A 20,580-nucleotide genomic window follows, 5' to 3' on the forward strand; every position below is an offset into this window, starting at 1 on the left:
CCCCTATTCTCTTAAAGGATTACGTATTGGCACTTCTAACTTAGATAGAGTTTCTTTATAAAGGTTGAATAACCTTCTTTCATAAGTAAATGCCTCATAACCTGTCGTCTTTGCAAATGCCCCTAGGGCAGCATCACCACGTCCATGAGATGATTTAACTAGACTAAAGACTTGCTGAAACTCATGGGTTTCTGAAATCGCTTTTGCTTGTGACCCTCCAAAGACTTCAACACCTTCTTGTTGTAAAAATGCTTTACGTGAATTCCTTTGGGCGGTAGTACTAACATTAAGGAATTCATTTTGTTGATTAGGTGTAATATAAGTCTTCCCGTCACGGATAATATCCAAGGCTTTTGTATCACTTTTTTCAGCTGCGGCAATCAAGAAATTATTATCAGCAAAAATTGGATTTCTCGATGAAGAACTACCCGTCCCCTCAGCCTGCATCCTAAGATTAACCGAGTTAGCCGCCTTAACCTCATCATTCGTCAGAGTGGTCGGAATACCTTGTTGTCTCAGTTTACTATACAGCCCACTCGGGCTATTCGACAACATCTCCTGAACAGTCTGATTCCCTACTGCTGCACTAGTTTGCTGTGCTGTTTTTTGGATCGCTTTACTTCCGGCTATTTCAACTGCATCCTTTACTACAGCTGCTGTGGCAGCTTTCCCTGCAATTTTTGCTGTTATTTTTTCGGTTACTTGGATAGCACCTTTAACGCTAGACTTAACAAATGCGGCTTCACCAAACGTAGCAACGTTAAGGAGCAAGTTGGCAGAACCTGCACTTCTTTGCAGGAACGTTTTGTCCTTCCCGAAAGCAAGCTTAGCATCGTCGCCTATCATTAGGTTAAACGTATTAACAACTAAGTTCTTCGCTCCATTTTTAATCGAATTAAATACAGAGCCGCTGCCCGAGCTCTTTGCAGCAGACTTAACAGGTACAGGATCTTTCTTAACAGATGTTTTAGCTGCCTGGACAACTTGTTCTTCTTTCTTTGCTTTTTTTAGATCTGCTGCCAAAACTGTATTTTGCTGCTGCAACTTTGATATTGCAGCGGCGGCTGCACTTCCTGCTGCTGATGGACGTGAGCTACTAGTTGAGCCACTGTTTGATGTTGCCGGCGGCTTTGTTACCGTGGCTGGTGGAGTTGCTTTATTATTATTTGCTGGCGCTGACGAAGCAGACTTCTTCAAATTCTGTGCAGGCTTCGTTGGTGCTGGCGGCTCTTGTTTTGGAGGCGGTGTGGACGCCTTCTGCTTAGCCAGAAACAGATGCTCTTGGCGGTCCGCAGCAGCGTCGTTTCGGTTGATCTGGCTTTGAATGGAGCTTGCCGTTGCTTTGTGGCCAGTCGGATCGATATACTGAATCGGATCATTATTGGCATAAGTGTAGAGATTGAGACTGAGCGGGTTATTGTCTTCCCCCCAGTAGCTGTCTTCTGACAGGAAACGCCCGATGTACGGATCGTAATAACGTGCCCGAAGGTAGTACAGCCCTGTCTCCCCATCATAATACTCTCCTGCATAACGGATGGATTCCGAATAGGACTCGATGCTTAGCACAGGATTACCAAAGACGTCGTAGTCATATTGGTTCTGTACTTCTCCTGCAGATGATACAGTTTGCACAACATCTCCGTGTCCATTGAACAAATAGTAGGTATATGCCTTAGCCTGATTCATTCTGGCAATGTAGTTAATGCCCCGGATGTAACGGACATTGAGTTTACTGCTTCCGTCCATCTCCAGAATCACATGCTGACGGTCATATACATAATTCGTTTCCTTTGCTATATTCCCTGCTTTAGCACTGCTTACCGTTTTCTTTACCCGTAAGCCGTCTCCATTATAAACATAATCTACAGTTGTGCGATCTCCCGCCTTCACCTTGACAGCTTTCGTTAAACGGTTGAACCCGTCATAGACTTGAGTTACTTTTTCGATAAGACTATTAATTTCTTTAGTCTGTGCCTCGTAAGTGTCTCCCCCGGTAGACTGGTGCATTGCTGTTGTATGGGGCTGGGTATAGGCTGTCCGTTGGCTAAGCTCATTCCCGTTCTTATCAAAAAGATAATCTACAGTTTTGAGCAGCAACTCCTTCCCTGATGTATCGCTCATCCGCTCTTCAAGCTTCATCAACTGATTACTTGAAGAATACAGGTAGTCACTCTTCTTCAATTTATACTGAAGTGCTTGCTTGGTATCCGGGAAGATATAGCTGCTAGGCTGCAGCGAGGTATAGGTCTCCAGCATAGACTGCCGGTTTCCTGCCCTGTCATAGGCATAGACAGTCGTCTTTCCCGGTGCTTCTACCTGCTTAATACGGCCAGCATCATCGTAGCTGTATGCCGTTGATCCAAAACTATCTGTCTTGGTAATCTGCCGGCCAGCATCATCATAGGTATAACGGTAACTGGAGATCTCAGAACCATTGTTCCGTTTGTTTGTTAAGGTTAGCAGACGATTGTTCAGATCGTATGTATAGACCTCCTTGAGACCATCTTCATACTGTACCATCGTACGGTTGCCATTCTTATCATAGGAATAGGCAGTCTCTTTACCATCATAGTCTACAAAGGCCATCCGGCTGGACTTGTCATACTGGTAAGTTGTGGTGTAGCCCAAGGTGTCTGTCACCGATTCTACATTTCCAATTACATCGTAAGTGTATTTGATCTGAACCTTACTGTCTTTACTAATCTGGAGCAGCTGATTCTGGGAATTATAAGTGTAGCTATACGTTCCGCTCTCATCATTCATGCCCGTCCGATTTCCAGCTTCGTCATAGCTATAGTTAATTTTATCCCCAGTCTCTGCTACTCTCATCTCAGTTAACAGATTCTGATTACTATATAAATATAGTGTACTATTTCCCTGACGGTCGATCATACGCTGCTTGTTCAGTGCCAGATCATAGGTGTAACTGATGGTTGCATTGCCAGCATCCGTGACGGATTGCAGTACCCCAAAAGATCCATAGCGGTACTGGGTAACTTTACCTCTTCCGTCTTTCATGGACTGCTTGTTGCCCATACGGTCATAGCTATAGCTGATCTCCACATCCAGCGCATCAGTAACCTGAGTTAAACGTCCAGCATTATCATATTCATAACGAATAGAGTTGCCAAGAGCATCCGTTTTTTGAATAAGGTTACCGTAAATATTGTACTGATAAACAGTAGTGAAGTTACTTGTGCCATTTTTACTTGCTAATACCGGATCAATAACAGCAGTCACACGATTGCCTAAATCATAATGATAAATAATTCCATACCGGGAGCCATCGGTCTCTCCTGCCGCATAGCCTTTAGCATCAATGCTCTTGACCATATTGCCCTTCGCATCATAAATCTTCTTGCCGACTACTGTACCATATGGGTCAATGGTAAGAGATACTCTATTTAATTTGTCATAGGTGTATGACATACTGTAGCCCTTGGCATTGGTATCCGCGATTTTATTCCCTGCCAGATCATAAGCTGTTGTAAATTTGTTGCCTTCCGGGTCAGTAACTACAGTAACCCGGTTAACAGGATCATACGCATACTGTGTTACGAATCCCCTCTCATTCTTATCCGAAACTCTATTCCCTGCTGTATCATAGGCGAACTGTCTTACGAGCTCTGTTGAACCTTGAGCACGAATCACCTTTTCCACACGGTTCATAGCATCATAGGTATAATTTACAGTGTATGCCTTGCGGTTAGCTGAATCAGTGGACAAAAATCCGTTCGCTCTAGGATCTGCTTCTTGAATTTTGTTGCCTAGCACATCATAGCTGTAAGTTGTAATCTGCATGATTCTATCCGGATAGGTTGAATCCATTAGATTAGCTAGATTAGGCAGAGTTGAATAACCTTCAACACTGGCCTTATCCAGCCACCCGATCCGTTTCACCATGCGGTTCTGGGAATCATACTCATACTGCTCCACATCCTTGAGATCGGAATCTCTCAACTTTTCTGATTTGATGAGATTACCATTCTTGTCATACTCCATGGATGAGCTGGCACCGCTGTTGTCAATGACGCCTTTAAGCAGATTGTTATCGAAATAGATATAAGTAGTTTCCCGGTTAGCAGAATCTTCTTTGGATCCCGATACAATCTTCTTAGTCATATTTCCTGCTGCATCATAATGGAAGCTCTCTACAGCGTAAATCACGTTTCTGCTCTCATCGAGTGCAAGAGGTGATTTCTTTTCGATGAGCCTGTTTCCGGCATCATAGTTGAACAGGGTTATGCTGTCTGCTTGATCTTTTACCGACACCAGATTCCCGTTAAGATCATATTTGTTTTCAACTGTATACCCATAGGGGTCTTTTACAACTTTTTCTTTGCCAAATGAAGTGTAGCTGGTAGTAGTTACTGCTCCAAGCGGATTGGTCTCGGAAGTCTTTCTGCCCTGCTTATCAAAGGTATACTCGAAAAACCCGCCATCTGCATAAATAATTTTAGCAGGTGTTCCGTCAGGATTGACTTCATATGAAGTCGTGTTGCCCCGTTCATCCGTTCGAGCCAGCAAATGATCAAGCACATCATATTCATACCGTTTACTGTCGCCCAGAACATTGGTTTCTTTAATCAGCCGGCCAAGCCCATCATATAAATAGGTTGTACCTTTGGAAGAGCCAATATTGCCTGAGTACCTGAGACCATCCACTTTTTTGGACATCTGTCCCTTAGCATCATATTCGAGGTATTCCACGACCGTCCCTTCAGGAGATACTGTGGATAGTCTGCGGTTCATCTTGTCGTACGTATACGACATCCCCTTCATACTCAAGACCTGATTGGTACTATCCAGCTCTTTCTTGTATTGATTAGGTGAGATTTCCCGAATCAGATTACCACTTAAGTCATAGATGTATCGTGTTACAGCCAATCCGCCGTCTGCAGCGGGCAGACTTTTACGCAGCACACGATCAAGTGCATCATATTCATAGCGGGTTTGCATTCCAATGGAATTGGTCTCGGTTAGTACATTGCCCGCAGCATCATATTGATATAGTGTTGAACCTTTCATAGCATCCGTCTTCTTCAGCAGCTGCTTATCATAATTATATTCGAATGAAGTTGTGTTCCCCTTGGCATCGCTCTGGCTTAACAATTGATCATTCTTAGAATAGGTATAGGTTGTTGCTGCCTCCAGACGATCCACATATTCATTGTCAAAAACAGCCCCCGGTAAAAAACCTGCACTGATATCTGCAGTCTTAACCAGTAAAGCACTTTTGGTAAGCCGTGATCTGGAGTCATAGCTGTTCCGTGTAATATCATAGTTATTATCGCTACTCTTTTGATAAGTCGTAATCACATTCCCGGCACGGTCGTAATCCTGTTTACTCTCTCTGCCAAACGGTCCTGTAATCTGAATAACTCTTCCGCCCTTATCATAGATCTGCTGAGTAAGATCCCCCATGCTGGTCTGAGTTACGGCTCCATTTTTATTAGAGACAATGAGTTGAAAGGTTTCTGTCGAGAGTAATTTAGCAGCTTCATCATACTTCATTAGGGTAAACCGGTAATACGTATTGGTTTGATCCGCACGAATATATTCTTTTTTGGATATTTGATTACCCGCTAAATCGTAACCGTAGTAAATAGACTTCCCATTCTGGTCTGTGCTTTCCAGCAATTCGCCTTGCGATGAATAACGGAAGGACTCAGAAGTGCCGTCTGGATATTCTATTAGATAAGGAGAGCCAAAAATAGTATTGTAGCTTTTGGTCTGTTGGCCTGACTTATCTGTGTTTATAGTGACCCATTTACCTGTAAGATCATAGTCAACTGTCGTACGTGAGCCGTCAGCATAGGTTGTTTGCTTCAAACGGCCTCCAAGATCATAGAGATATGAAGTAGTATGAACAAGCCCGTCAGTCTCGCTCACTACATTACCAGAACCATCATAGATAAGCTGTTTGCTGATTTTTCGGATGCCCTGTTGTTTGTTATCATACGCAGCCTGGGCTGAGATAATCTCAACAGGCTTATCAATAACATTATATTGATATAACAGACCTATAGACTGCTCTGGATGAGTAGCATTATACCCTTCTCCATCGACATCCTTAACAAGGTTGTCCCTACCATCATATTCCTTGTAAGCAATGACCTCACGATTGGTTCCGTCAAAGGCAATAGTCTTTATTAACCGGTTCTCTGCATCATACATATTCTCAATGCCAGGAGCCTGTTCCATAGCAAGAGCAGAATATCTTGAATCCACAGTTTTTAACAAATTGCCCATCGTATCATACTGATAACGGCTTGAATTCCCCAAAGGATCAGTTGTCCCTATTGCAAAACCTAATCCATCGTAAGTATAAGAGGTTGTCCGCTCTGTTCCATCAATTACTGACGTCTCAGCAATCAGATTGCCGGACTTGTCGTATTGATAACGGCTGATTCTAGGCCCCTTGTCATTAAAAGGCTTGGAGGTAGATACCTTAAGATTTCTATAGTTGTACGTATTCTCCTCAGTATCATAACCCGTACCATTGAATCGCCTCATCTTCAGAAGGTTTCCTTCGAGGTCATATTCATTTAATGTCTCATAGGCCCCTCTTTCTACAAGTGATCCGTCCTCCCCTTTTTCTTTGGATGATCCTGTCTCTGACGTTATGTTTCCGGCAAAATCATATTGATAATTCTGTACAATCTGTTTTGTCCCAGTTGAATCTGCGTATTCTACAGTTTTAGTTTTGTTCCCGTTTGCATCATATTCGTTAGATGTGTGAGAACGGGTAGCAGCGTCCAGGCTGACATATTGATCTGTCACTTGGTTGAGCGAATCATATGAAAAGGAGGTTACTGAAGAATCCTTGTTAGCTCCTGCTGAATACAGCCCTTGCGTAAGTTTAATCCTGTTATTCACCGCATCATATTGGCTATTTGTATAGAAATAATCCGAACTTCCCGCCTGATAGATTTTTTGAATGGTGTTTCTACCCAATCCATCGTAGATCCACTCTGTGGTTTTCCCGCCGGGAGCCTTCTCGGAGACAGGTTGTTCCATCGCGTTATAGCCATATTCTGTCGTGTTACCCAGCGCATCAGTGGCGCTAATCTTTCTTCCCAAGGCGTCGTAAGTGTAACGGGTAGTATGCTTGCCTTCGTCAGTGTCTGTTATGAGGTTGCCGACATAGTCATAAGTGAAGGTTGAGGCGTAATACGTCTGACGATCCGGCGTAACCTCTTGCTTAATCAATTGGCTCTCCAGGTCATAGTAGTACCTTTTACCATAACCTTCTTCATTCGTAATCGTCATACGCATAGGAAACTGGGGAGAAGAGTTGATCTGATAATCAATTTTCACTGCTGCCTTAAGCGCCTTATCATTGTCATAGAAGGATTTCTCTACAATCTGCTGATTACTGTCGTAGGCATAGCGTGTGCTATGTCCATTACTATCAATTTCTTTAGTCAGATTGCCAAAAGCATCATATTGCAGGGAGGATAACCTCTTCCATGTACCTTGGCTATTGATGCTATGGCTCAACAAATTCCCCTGAATATCATACTCATTCAGATACTTGTAATTCCCCGCATCCGTATACTGAATCTTGAAGTTAGCATACGGACTCTCCTGATAATCGTACTGGAGTGCCTTATTATCTGGTCTGATGTTCTTGAGTACACGGCCCACTGCATCGTATTGATACGATGTCTTGTTGCCATTCGCATCGATTTCACTAAGGATATTGCCGGTCTGCATATCATAGGCATAGGTTTTGGCAGAAGTCTTGCCATCCGCCTGCTGATATTGCTTGGTCAGGTAAGCCCCTTTGGTATTTGTACCATTGGCGTCGATACCATATTCATAGTGAGTGGTGAAATCCTGGGAACGGTCATGTGCCGTTTTACGGATCAGATTGCCATAGGAATCATAGGCGTACTCTGTGACTAGCCAGGGATTCGCCGGATCATTCGTTGCTTTGCTCTCTTTAATTACATTGCCTTTACTGTCAAGCTCATAGTTGGTCTGAGCAGATGTATTCTGATCCAGCTTCCAGGTCTTCTGGGTCAGAATATGATATTTATTAATATCATAGGTAAATAGTTCGGTGTGTTCATTGTTCACCGGATAACCCTTGCTGTCACGTTCAGCAATGGGTCCGGTATGACTGGTCATATTGCCGTACTCATCATAACGGTAGTTCTCAATGCTATGAACCGGCTCACCTGTAGCCTGCCCGCCAGTCACTTGATAGATAAGCGTCTCCTGTTTCTTGACCAGCTTCAGTTCATCATGCTCACTGGTAACGATCTCCTTGTGATTTTTGCCCAGCTTCTCAGTGAGAATCATTTCCTGATTACCGTTGTATGTATATTTGACCGTGCTGCCGTTAACATCTGTGATGGTTGTGTAATAACGGTATGTATCTTTTAGGTAGGCCTTATCATCCTGCTTATAGTCTGCCGTGCCGTACCCGTCAGCTTCATTGGTATAGGTGTAGGTCTGCTTGTTATAGGTATCGGTTAAGAGTTTATCCAGAAAGTTGGGTTTGGCAGGATCGAAGCCTTTCTTGATCAGATCCTTACTCTCAAAAATCTTTCTGTACTGCATACTGCCTTCGTTCAGCCGTTTGGTGTAGGTGTTATATACATAGCTCTTCGCCTTGTTGCTCTTCACTTCATCTACCAGTACAAGATTCTCGTAACGTGAATACGCAGAATATTTATCTTTATTGAAGTAGGTGAAGCCCAGATCAGGCTGCTCATACCAGAACATGAATTTCGGTTTCGCATCCGTGTCATATACTCTTTGCAGCCGGGTCCGTATAACATGCTTGGAATCATTAACGAGCGCCGCTGACTTGTCGTACACAATACTTTTATCGCCCGGAAGATGGACAATCACTTGGAACTTACCCTTTAGATCTCCGGAATCCGTATTATTGGGGCTTTGCGATGCGTTATAATAGTTGTTCGCATTTACAGGAGAATCAATGCTGATCGGGCCTACTGTGTAATTGATGTCCTCTTTGTATTCAATCGTTGTATCGCGGCCCACCGAATCCGTAATTTTGGAGATCAGCTTTTTGTTTATGGAATGACCATCCATATAGTAATTCAATGACTCATACTGAAAATTAATAGTGTTGCCATACCGGTCCACGATTCCCAAGATCCGGCCGTCTTCGGCAAAATAGGTATTCTTCCCATCCTTGCCTGTCATTACATACTTGGAGGTTCCGTCTGCTTGTCCATTCTGATAAGCGGCAGTCTCACGGACTACTACATCTTTCACAGTCTGGCCCTCTGGCAAAAATACATAGGCTCCGTCCAGATTCGCAGGCTTAAGACGGTATACATCCCCGCTGTCCGTATGCAAAAACCTATGGCTGGAGCCGTCCGAATTCACCTTCACTTCAATACTCGGGAAGGAGAAGCGCATACCCATGCCGAGGTTATATCTGTCTTCATAGAAGGAGGAGGTTTTGGCATAAGAGAAGGCCCTGTCTACCCAGGCTCCGTCTACATAATTCACTTCCATCTCTTGCACATTCGCTGTTTCATTCTTATAGATTCGTTTGAATTCAAGATCTAATCCGTTCTTGCCAGGCAGGACATAATCTGTCTGAGTGATGGTTAGTGAACCACTCTGAGGGCTAATTTCGTCAATCGTTTCATTGGTTCTTAAATATGCCGGTGAGAGCATAGTATTGTACTTTTGTTTGGGACCAACCAGATTGTTCAATTGATCCTGTAAGGTCTCGGCACTTGCTGCCGGTAAGAAAAACATCATCAAGATAAAAGAAGCCAATGATATTCGGATACATGCTTTCTTCACAAAGCTACCCCCGTCTGCCTGTTAGTTATTGCCCGTACTTTTCCGTATAGGTCTGGGCCATGATCATTTCATCTGAAAAACCTTGCGCAACTCTAGTAACTACAACTTTGGCAGACTCTCCAAGCTTCTGTGCCAGTACAAAAGCATGTGTAACCTGCTGCTCGGAAAGCTTATCATCCCCAGTATATTCACGAACTTCTTCCGCTGTTATCTGAACCCTTGGAAATGGATTTCCGCTGTACAATACCTTTTCCCGTTCAAAAACGCTACTCCATTTACCACTTTTCAGCTTCTCATTCAATAAATCTCCAAACAGCTTGCCGGTTACGAAAGATAGCCTGTCCGCGATCATAATATCGTCAGAGGTTGCTCCTTGCACCTGCATTAGCAGCTCTAGTTCTTCTGATTCGAAGGATCTGGGAATAAACTCTTTATGAGTCTCACGATATTCTGTGAAAAGCGTCTCCCAGGACTTGCCTGCGCTTCTGGCCGCAAGCATTGCGTTCCAATCATTCACATTACCGAAATTGTGGTATAAGAAATCATAAGCGGTTAATACCGCAGCACGGCTATAACCATCAGCAACCAACTCTTCAATCTGCTTACGGTATGTCTCTTGAACACTGAATTCTTTCAGGAACTGATCATATGAACTTTGAACCACTTCAGACTGCACAGGTCCAGCGTTCATTCCATGATTGTCCCCGGTCTCCGCTTTAGGAGTAACAGCCACTTTGGCATAGGCCAATACCCCTGCCTGGAACACCAATACCAGAATGATTATAAAAGCGGAAATCCGAAGTACCTTGCGTTTGTTCATTCCTCTTAGCTCCTCTATTTGTAATTAGGATTCATTGCCTGAATTTCTTGTCTGAGCACTTCACCCGGATTTTCCGGCCTCACGTCCTGCACCGTAGGCGGGTTAATATCCGGAATCAGTGACTCCTTATCTTCGGTTACAATATTATTGGGGTCAGAGTTCCTCTCTGCAGCTTCAAGATCGGGTGCTGCCTTCCCCTGCTGTAATTGCTCCAGCATCCGCTTCTCCAGAGCGTCCAATGTTACCATCTCGCTCTCTTTGAGTGTGATGGTTTGTTGTTCTTTAGTTTCCTGATACGTTTTGGGATCAGTAATGTAGTCCTTGAGATTCAGCCCAATCTGAAGCGACAGTAAGTATTCATTCATTACGGTCTCCATGGAACCGAACTCCTGTTGCAAGGTAAGCAGGAGAGTAACCGCCTCACCCTCATTAAATTGCTCGTTAATTGTTACGTACGCAGACTCTAAATCCTCTTCAGCCGAGCCGGATCGTTCTAAAGATGCTTCCGGCTTTTCCACAATCGATGCTGCACTGCTGACAACTTCTTTTAACTGCTGCATCGTTCTCTCCGTGAGCATTTTAGCTTCCATGATCTCGTCATCCTGGAAGCCCTTCTGATGAAGTTCCTTAAGTAATTCCTCACCCAGACCAGCCTCATGAAGCAGATTTGAACGCCCCTGCTTGTCTTCCGCATTGTTCGCCGGAAGCTGCTGCTTCAGAGTCTCCGTAATTTCATTCCATGACGAACCTGATTTTTTCATTTCCATAATCTTTACTGCCGCAACTCCGCTCAGGTTAGAGAGCTCAGCCGCTGTCTGTTCATCTTGTTGCCGGGAGGACTCTTGTACGGCTGAATCCCGGTTAAGTCTTGGAAAGGTCACAATGGCTGCTTCAGCCAGCAACGCCACTATGATTGCTATGGATATATATCTGTATTTTCGCTTGCGGATCATGAACATTCTCCTTCAATATCATTCAATCTACCGTAACTTTTACGCTGCTATCGCCCGTTATTTTCGACTTGAAGGTGAGCGTAGCAATCTCTCCAGACCAAGAGGTTCCGGGGACAATATTCTGATCGACAGAATAAGTAATTTTCCCAGGGGTATATGAAGCAGTTAAATTAGAACCGGCAATCCTTCCGCCAGAAAGATCTCTGGCTGGAGTGAAATCATATAAGTCGATTAATTCAAGCTCATCCGGATTATAGGTCACCACAAATTCCAGTTCACTGAAATCCTGTACATTCTGAGCCAGCAGAGTCAGACTTGCTTCCTTATCCTTCTTGACTTTAAGCACGTAATCCGGACTGGTAGTACTCTTCTGTAGAGAAGGGCTCCAGGCCGTCACTCCTGATGTATTTTTTGCTCTTACACGGTACGTATGAGTGGTTCCCGAAGTAAGCTCGTTATGCTGATAGGTTATATTGTTACCGACATCAATCGTCTTTCCATCTACTTCAAGCTGGTAGCCATTCGCCCCGTCCATCTTCTCCCAGCGCAATTCAATCGAGTTGTTTTGGGCAAATCCATCTATTTTGGAAGGGGAGTCAGGCAGGTTGGGAAGTGTAGAGAGTGCTAATACTGCCACCCAGTCTCCACGTTCATTTCCTTGCTTCACTCTAATTTTATAGAGATGGTATTCTTCTGCTTGCAGTCCGGTATGATTGTAAATCGTATCCGCAGCGTTATCCAATAATTTGCCGTCTACTTCTATTTCATATCTTGCATTCGCGGCAACCGTATCCCAGGACAGGGTAATAGACTTATTCGTCACTACCGCTACCACATTAGTTAAGGAATCTGTATTCATTCCAACAGGCATGGTAGTCATGGCTATCGGTTTGGACCATTCACTTGTTCCGCTAATATTAGCGGCTCTGATTCTATAGGTATGTTTGGAATCTGCAGCGAGCTGGTCATGCACGAACAGGTTCTCCTTCACAGTGGTTATAGTCCCGCCATCCACTTCAATGTCGTAAGTATCTGTATGAGGAACATTGTGCCAGGATGCTGTAATCTGTCCTTCATCCGCTGTTGTCATGATGTTCGCGGGTACATCCGGTATTTCCGGATGAGTGGTTACATCCAGAGGAGAGCTCCACTTACTTTTGCCTCCTATATTAACTGCGCGAATTCTATAGGTATGACCGCTAAGTGCACCTAATCCTTCATGTGTATAGCTGGTCAATTGCTTGTTGTCAATAATTAGCCCGTCCACTTCAATCTCGTAGCCGCTGGCCCGTTCCATCTCCTCCCACTTCACAGTTACCGTATGAATATCCTGCACTGCAGATATCTTCGTGGGGGTCTCTGGCGGATTAGGCCAGGTCTGTTGTATGGCGGGCGCGCTCCATTCACTCACCCCTCCTGTATTACCGGCTCTTACACGATAGGTATGATCCGTTGAAGCTTCCAGATCTTTGTGTGTGAAGGAGTTAAGGGTGCCGTTATCCGTCACAACTCCATCGGCTTCCACTTCATACCGCGTAGCATGAGGAACCAAATCCCAGGTTAATGAAACGAACTTCTGCGATGGGACTGTCAATAAATTGACAGGAGAAACCGGCGGTTCAGGCAGTGTCATTTGAGTAAAAGCCTGACTCCAGCTACTCGTACCTCCCGGATTGATAATCCTAACTCTATAGGTGTGTTGAGTATTGGGTAATAATCCATTATGCGTATAGGAAGTAGAAGTTCCATTATTGATAATCGCTCCACCTGCCTCTACCTCATAACCTAAGGCACCTGCTGATGAAGGCCATGCAAGCTTAATCCATTGCTGTGAAGCTTCTGCAGTAATTCCGCCCGGTGCAGCGGCTAGTGTTGTTCCGCTTGCCGGCCCTCCGAACCCTGTCTCTATCCCTTCGTTATTTCTTGCTTTTACCTGGACGGAGTAAGAGGTATTCGCTGTTAAACCGTTAATTACTACTGTCTTATTAGACGGGGTAAACCATACAGGCGAAGAACTGAGAGTGCCGGCAGGAGTAACATATGCAGTACCCAATTGAATCAAATATTGGGTTGAAGCTGCATTCTGATCATGAAGCTGCATGATTAAGGATGTTTCACCATTTTGCTGAACAGATATGGCCGGAGCTTGTGCTTTCGTATAAATATTCTGCTCATGGACCGCACTATTCCCTACTTTATCTCTGGCTTCAATCCTGGTATAAAATGCAGTATTTGGCATTAATCCTGTTGCAGTAAAGCTTGGCTGTGTAGTCCAGCCGCTCGACTGGCTTCCGACTGTGTAATGATATGGAACGTTATCCAATCCTGATATGGAATCTGTGGCTGTTCCCGATATCTGAACCTGTGAGTCGGAAGAAATAATATTGATATTTCCAATTACCGGAGGGGATTTATCTATAAAGATGGTTACCGAATTCTGGGTGGTGACTTTTCCGTCATTGGCTGTAAAGCGGATGGTATGGCTGCCTTCAGATAAAGCTGCTATGTTCAATGGACTAAAAGATACATTTTGGGTTGTAGCTGTATTGGTTATCGTCTTACTTTCCCTTGCAGCTGCCTCTGAATCTATATAATATTTCAGCTCCAGCGCATCACCGTTCGAATCTGATACCCCTATTACAGGAATGAACAGGGAGCTTGGGCCAATTTGCTGACCGTTGGGTGTGGGTATGGTAATTGTAGGGGCTGCATTGGAGGTTAAATTCTGCGCTGGGAGATATTCAGATAGTGAGTTTCTCCAGCCATTAGGGGGGTCATTCACTATGTGATGATTATCTCCTGCACTTACCAAAACACTCACCTCTGATGGAATTTCACCAGTCAGCGGCTCCTCCCAAGGATAGCTAGGATAGGCAACTAAATCATCTTGATTAGTTATGAATTTGTTATTTGACTCACCCGTAGTCAAGTTTTCTACGCGTTTATGCGTATAGGACCCTGCTCTTGAACTGCTGCTCGAGTTACTCATATAAACAGCTATGTCCAGATATCTAGTACGTTGATTCTCACGAAACCAATAGGTTCTGGAACCTGAGGTCATAATGGCCGCCTTATCCAAAGCAATATCGTAACTCATTTTTCTTGAAGATAAATCAAAGCGTATGTTTTTGACCGTAATTCCCGGCATGTCCAATGTAATTTCGGCAATATCACCCATGGCAGGAACCCATTCAGCCGTTTTTGTGAAACCATCAAAGTGAAGATCGGCAAAGCTGATAATATTAGACTCTCCTGCTGCTTTAACCTGTGATCCCCCTGGGAATAGAATCAACGTAACCATTACAAAAACACATAAAATAGATATCCATCTTTTCAGCATATCCTTCATAGTTCCTCTCCTACCGCTATTAAATCTACTCTATGGTATAGGTTACTTTAGTAAATTGATTAGTCAGGGCAGTGAAGATAATAGTGTTCATCGCCGCCTTATTGCTCATTTGTACGTTGAAGACTATTTTTCCCGGTTCAAACTGGATTACATGGATTGGTGTCCCTGCAATATTGCCAGTCCCAAGCTCCATTTCCGGAGTCTCTGCACGCAGATCCATGACCTCAAGATCCTTGGCATTATAGGTGACTGTAACTCTGCGCTCGGATTTGTCACTTTTATAAGGGATGATCATTACAAAATTAAGCGGAGAGTCCTTTTCCGGCTTGATCGTTACTGCAGGAGTGGTTGTTTTCTTCAAAAGCTCTGACCAGTCGCTGGTGGCTCCTGCATTCTTAGCCCGGACACGATAAGCGTGCATTGTATTGGGTTCAAGGCCACTGTGTGTATATTCCAGCAGATTGAAATTCGAAATTATTTGCCCATCTACTTCCAAATCATAGCCGGATGCACCATTCACTGAATCCCAGACAAGCTGGACTGAATTCACAGTAACATCGCCTCTAAGGTTCTTAGGTACCTCCGGTGCTGTGACCCCAGTGATAATCGTAGTCCATTCACTCCAATCACTGACGACCTGAGTGTTCTTGGCACGTATCCGGTAATTGTGCTTGGTGTTAGGCAACAAACCGGTATGTGTGAAAGCAATCTTGCTGCCATTGTCAATCATTGTACCGTCAGCTTCAATTTCATAACCGGTGGCTCCCTTAACAGAATCCCAGGATAATCGGATTTGATTGCTCTTGGTCTCTGTCTTTACGTTTCCCGGAATCCCGAGCACGGTTGAAATCGTCAGCGGTTCGCTCCATTCTCCAAGGAAGCTTCCCTGCTTCGCTCTGACCCGATAATTATGCCAGGAATAGGGTTCTAATCCAGTATGCTTATAGGATAACGATTCTTCATTATTCAGAACTTCGCCATCTACCAGGAGATCATAGCCAGTCGCACTCTCTACCTTATCCCACGTAAGTTCAATACTTGTATTCTTGGCTAAGGCCTTCAGATTAGAGGGTTTGCCGAAGGTAGTGGTTGCAGATACGTATTTGCTCCACTCGGCAGCTCCCGCCGCATTTACAGCTCTTACCCTATATTTATGGGTGGAGAAGGGTTCCAGCTTCTTGTGGATGTAGAGGTTATCCGAAATATTACGTATCGTTGCCCCATCCAATTCAATATCGTAACTTAACGCACCTGCAACTATGTCCCAAGTTATTGTAATTTCGTTGCTTTTCGCCGAAGTCTGAATATTAGCAGGAACACCTGCATGAGTGGAGTAAACCATCGTTTGGGTCCAGCTTCCGACTCTCTCTTCATTCCTCGCCCGCACTCTGTAGGTATGCTCTGAATTCAATGCTAGCTGTGAATGTGTGAATTCTAACTTCAATTCATTATCAAGAACGTCTCCATCTACCTCGATGTCATACCCCGTTGCTCCGGTAACCGGGTCCCAAGCCACATGTACAGAGCTTCCTTCCACTTGTGCTGTAAGATTCTGCGGAACTCCAGGCAGAGTATGCACGGTGATGGTATTGCTCCATTCACTGATTCCATCATTGTTCTTAGCTCGTACACGATAGCTGTGCTTGCTGTTAGATTGCAGGTTGTCATGTATATACGAATTATCCATGATGTTATTACTAACAACTCCGTCTACCTCCAAATCATAGGAGGCGGCTCCTGATACAGCATCCCAGTGCAGATGAACAGACTGCTCATCTGCCGTCCCCTGCAGCTTGGAAGGCACTCCAACCAGAGTGGTCTTCGTAACTACTTCGCTCCATGCTCCTGCTCCGCTGCTGTTCACCGCCCGGATACGGAATACTTTGGGCATGTTCGGATTCAGATCAGTCTCCTGGTAAGTTAGCACGGCTCCTATATTCTTCGTGCTGTTATTAACCTCTATTTCATAACTTGTGGCTCCAATCACCGGCTCCCATTCGAGAGTAATGGTATGGCTTGTTGCCTTCATTTGAATATTCAGCGGTGCAGCTGGTAAGGTCCAATAAGATGAAGCTATCGACCACTCCCCTTTGATGTCTCCGCTGATTGCCCGGATACGGTAGAAATGCTCAGTTCCCGGACTAAGCCCCCCCTTGGTAAACCCAGGTTCACTGCCAAGGACGGTAACTTCCTTATCAAATTCGATCTCATAGCCGTCCGCATTAAACAAAGAAGGCCAGCTGAGGGTAATCGATGTGTCTGTTGCACTCGCATTTACTGCAGGTATAGAAAAAGGTCTTAAAGATACAGAGGGAACCACTTCACGAGTCTGTTGCTCGCTCTCCCACAATAAGCTGGCCTGAGGGTTGCCCATATCATTAGCGTATTCCATCTTCAGGTCATATTTTTTACCGGCTTCAAGCTGTATGGTGCCTTGCTCCACATGCTGCTTCGTTGTCCAGGCATCCACCAGAAGCTGATCATTCACCCAGAGTCTGACTCCACCTGACGTTCTGGCGGAAAAGGTATATTGATCTGTATAGTTAGGTTGAATTTGCCCTGTCCATCTTACTGAGAAATGCTGGTCTGCTATTCCCGGCACACCCAGAACAGGTTGGCCAGCCAAAGAAATAGATTCATCCACCTTCACGGCCTTCTTGCCCGTAAAATCATTGCCGCTGTAATACTCGGCCTTAAGGCCCGATAGAACATACTTCAACAATGTACGTCCAGCATGCTCATTTCCCGTATGTATTATAGGTCTTTGGTTCGAGATGACATTACCGCCTACTGCAAATAATCCGCCCGTGGTGATATTCAGATGATTATTCACACTGACATTGTCCCGGACGAACAGATCACCCTTGGTTACATTCAGTTCTGCTTTTGAATTATTGGACACCACTTCTCCAATAGACATTTCTTCGTCTACATTCATAGTTACCAAAGTATTGATATTCATATTGCCTTGTACTACTATCCGTTTCGCGGATAGATCGAGCGAACCATTGTTATAAACCAGAGAACCTGCAAACAATTCATTATCTACATGTACATTGGAATTATTATTTAAATGCACCGTCCCCTGTACCCATAGGTTACCTAGATTCTCATCTGGTGCAGGGTTGATAACATTAACATCCAACGCTGTATTGGCATTTAATCCTCCACGGAGAATTAACGACCCGTACACCGTTACATTCAGATTCCGGTTCGTATTCATACCGTCGACGATTACAATGACAGGCTGTTCTGCGCTTCCGAACGTCACGCTTGATTCTAAATTCAATTGTCCGACTGCAATAATTGCAGGCTTCTTGCCGCTGGAGCGGATAGAGCTTTGTATAGCTTCAATATCCGAATTTCCTATTGCCACTGCATGTTGGCTAAACTGCTGTATTTGTTGTTCAATAGATTCTATTTGTTCGCGGATATGGCGGGAGATTTCTGCCAGCAGGCCGTTCACCCTGATAAAAGGCGGAGCGTTGTGTATGTTGGTCATGCTTCCCGATAGAAGAACTTTGTCACCAGCAACCTTATTTGGTTCAAAAGGCTGGCGGATTTGAGGCGGGATCAAGGCGGGAGTGTATGTATTAACCAATGAAAGTTCTATGCTATTGAGAGCCGTCTCAATTCCGGCAGCATGGATTTGACTTAACGTCAGTCTTCCATCTTCGACAGCAACCTTCTTCTTAACCGTTCTATGCTGCCCTGCTTCAAGAGTGAGTCCCTCCATCACTTTGATATTCTCAACTGAAAGCGAGTTGTTGCTGCTATATACAGAGTCACCTACGGTTACTGAGACTTCATAAGTCCCATTGTCTAGTGCAATTTCCCACTTTCCATCCGGATGGATTCGTGTCAGGCTGCTTATGCCGGAGTCATCGTATGTATCTCTTACGACTGTTGCATCGGTATGATCCATATTCCAGCCGTAGGAGTATTGGTTTTTGACGCTAAAAACGGCTCCGGAATCTGCAAGCTCTCCGTCCTGTACAGGAGCATCTTCGGGCTGAAACCGGATCCTGAGAATACTGTCCTGTGCGGAAATCTTCATCCCTGAGAATTCTACAAAAGGTGCAAGAAATTGAGCCAGAATGATAAAACACAGTACCTTACATATAAAGCTTTTCCTATTTGTCATAAAAGACCTCCGCTCATTTAACACTTCAATCAAAAAAAGGGCGCAAAAAAACCACCGGAAAGAGCGGCCCGGCTGCCATTCACAGGGTGGGTATCTCCCGCCCTGTGGTAAGGCCCGTGGCTTTGCGTCCCTGACTTTCGTACAGGTTTGCCTTTTTAGTTCTAATGGTTAAATTCATGCGAAATCATTTTGAATTCACTTCAAATCCAATCTGTACTTACCTTGGCAATAATACCCTATATTTGAATCATATAATATTGTTATTTCTGTGAACGTTTTAACCCAGCACCCTCCGCACCACCACCCAACTTCCCAGCGGCGCGGCACCCAACAGCAGCATGAGCAGAGTTAGGGTCTGCGGGGACTGGTCCAGTGACAGTACGGCGATGAAGATCAGCAGGCCGAGGAGGCGGCCGCTCATCAGGCTAAGCTCCCTCAGCACTACCCATTCCACGCGTTTGCCGGCGCTCTCCTCGGACACTCCCATAAGGTCGAAGCTGGTGGACAGCATCGGCAGCATGTAGAGCGGCAGGCAGAGTGAGGTCCCGATTCCCATGATTAGGAGGGTGGTAAAGTTCACCTTCCACAGCAGCGGAAGAAGGAAGGCGATGAGCAGCAGACTGCCTGCCAGCATACCGCCGAGGCGGGCACGGGGCTTAAACCATCTGCCGGCCGCATAATAACTGATCAGAGAGACGGCCGAGGTCAGCAGGGCGAACTGCCCCAGCTTGCTCTCCTCCTGTGCTGCAATGTAGACGAGCAGACCGATCAGGAAGGAGAATACGCCTTCCCGGATGCCCTGGAACACTAGCGCCGCCGCAACTGGCCGCCAAGGACTGCGCCTGCACGCAAGCTCGCGCCAGGACTCCAGCCAGAGATAGGCTTCGCCGCGCGGCCGTTTGCGCAGCCCGAAGCTGAGCACAGCAGCCACCCCATAGATAGAGAGCGACAGTATGAATACCATGCGGTAGCCTTGTCCGCCTTGCCAGCGGGAGATCATCCAGCCGGACACCCAGGGGCCGGCTATTCCCGTCAGGGAACCCAGCAGACCCATCCACCCGTTATAGAAATCGCGGTTTGCAGCGTCCGTAATCTCGAAGAACACAATATTGAACGCCAGCCAATACAGCCCGATGGATAGCCCGAGGACCCCGCCCAGCGGCCAAATGAAATGCACTGCTTCTCCTTGCAGCCACAGCACCAGCAAATAAAAAAAGCCCGATACGGCAATTCCCAGCCGCAGGGCATTCATTTTGTTATGCTCTTTCACCCACTTGCCGCCCAGCCAAAAGCTGAGACCTACGGCAAGCTGCTGGGCCACGGTGAACCAGCCGATCATGGCGAAGTTCTGCCGGCTTTTCCACAGATATACGTTGAGGAACGTCCCTGCAAGCACTGTAGCCAGAAGGTATAGCCCGCCTACAGCTAGCAGCAGCGCCGCCTGTCCCCGTTCTGAATCTCTCATGCTTAGCCTCCCTGCTCATCCTTGGACACTTCATCTATCCATAACATGTCC

General features: G+C 45.3%; 6 protein-coding genes and 1 riboswitch. All 6 genes read right to left on the bottom strand.

Annotated features, from left to right (window positions below):
- Window positions 1–3 precede the first annotated feature (3 nt).
- Entirely contained in the window at window positions 4–9,798 is a 9,795-nt protein-coding gene (locus NSU18_RS10870; RefSeq protein WP_341148994.1) for an RHS repeat-associated core domain-containing protein, read from the bottom strand.
- A 25-nt stretch (window positions 9,799–9,823) separates the two neighbouring features.
- The gene (locus NSU18_RS10875; protein WP_341148995.1) at window positions 9,824–10,618 is read right to left on the bottom strand and encodes a hypothetical protein; all 795 of its coding nucleotides are present in this window, start codon (window positions 10,616–10,618) and stop codon (window positions 9,824–9,826) included.
- A gap of 14 nt (window positions 10,619–10,632) precedes the next feature.
- A complete protein-coding gene (locus NSU18_RS10880; RefSeq protein ID WP_341148996.1) occupies window positions 10,633–11,571 on the bottom strand; it encodes a hypothetical protein in 939 nt (312 codons plus the stop codon).
- 22 nt (window positions 11,572–11,593) lie between these two features.
- The gene (locus tag NSU18_RS10885; protein WP_341148997.1) at window positions 11,594–14,920 is read right to left on the bottom strand and encodes a fibronectin type III domain-containing protein; all 3,327 of its coding nucleotides are present in this window, start codon (window positions 14,918–14,920) and stop codon (window positions 11,594–11,596) included.
- Window positions 14,921–14,945: 25 nt separating this feature from the next.
- Window positions 14,946–18,422, bottom strand: a complete 3,477-nt coding sequence (locus NSU18_RS10890) for a fibronectin type III domain-containing protein (RefSeq protein ID WP_341148998.1) — start codon at window positions 18,420–18,422, stop codon at window positions 14,946–14,948.
- Between the two features lie 701 nt (window positions 18,423–19,123).
- Window positions 19,124–19,226: riboswitch (cyclic di-GMP riboswitch) on the bottom strand.
- 115 nt (window positions 19,227–19,341) lie between these two features.
- The gene (locus tag NSU18_RS10895; RefSeq protein ID WP_341148999.1) at window positions 19,342–20,529 is read right to left on the bottom strand and encodes an MFS transporter; all 1,188 of its coding nucleotides are present in this window, start codon (window positions 20,527–20,529) and stop codon (window positions 19,342–19,344) included.
- Window positions 20,530–20,580: the final 51 nt, after the last annotated feature.

Source organism: Paenibacillus sp. FSL H8-0048 (assembly GCF_038002825.1).
GTDB lineage: Bacteria > Bacillota > Bacilli > Paenibacillales > Paenibacillaceae > Paenibacillus_AQ.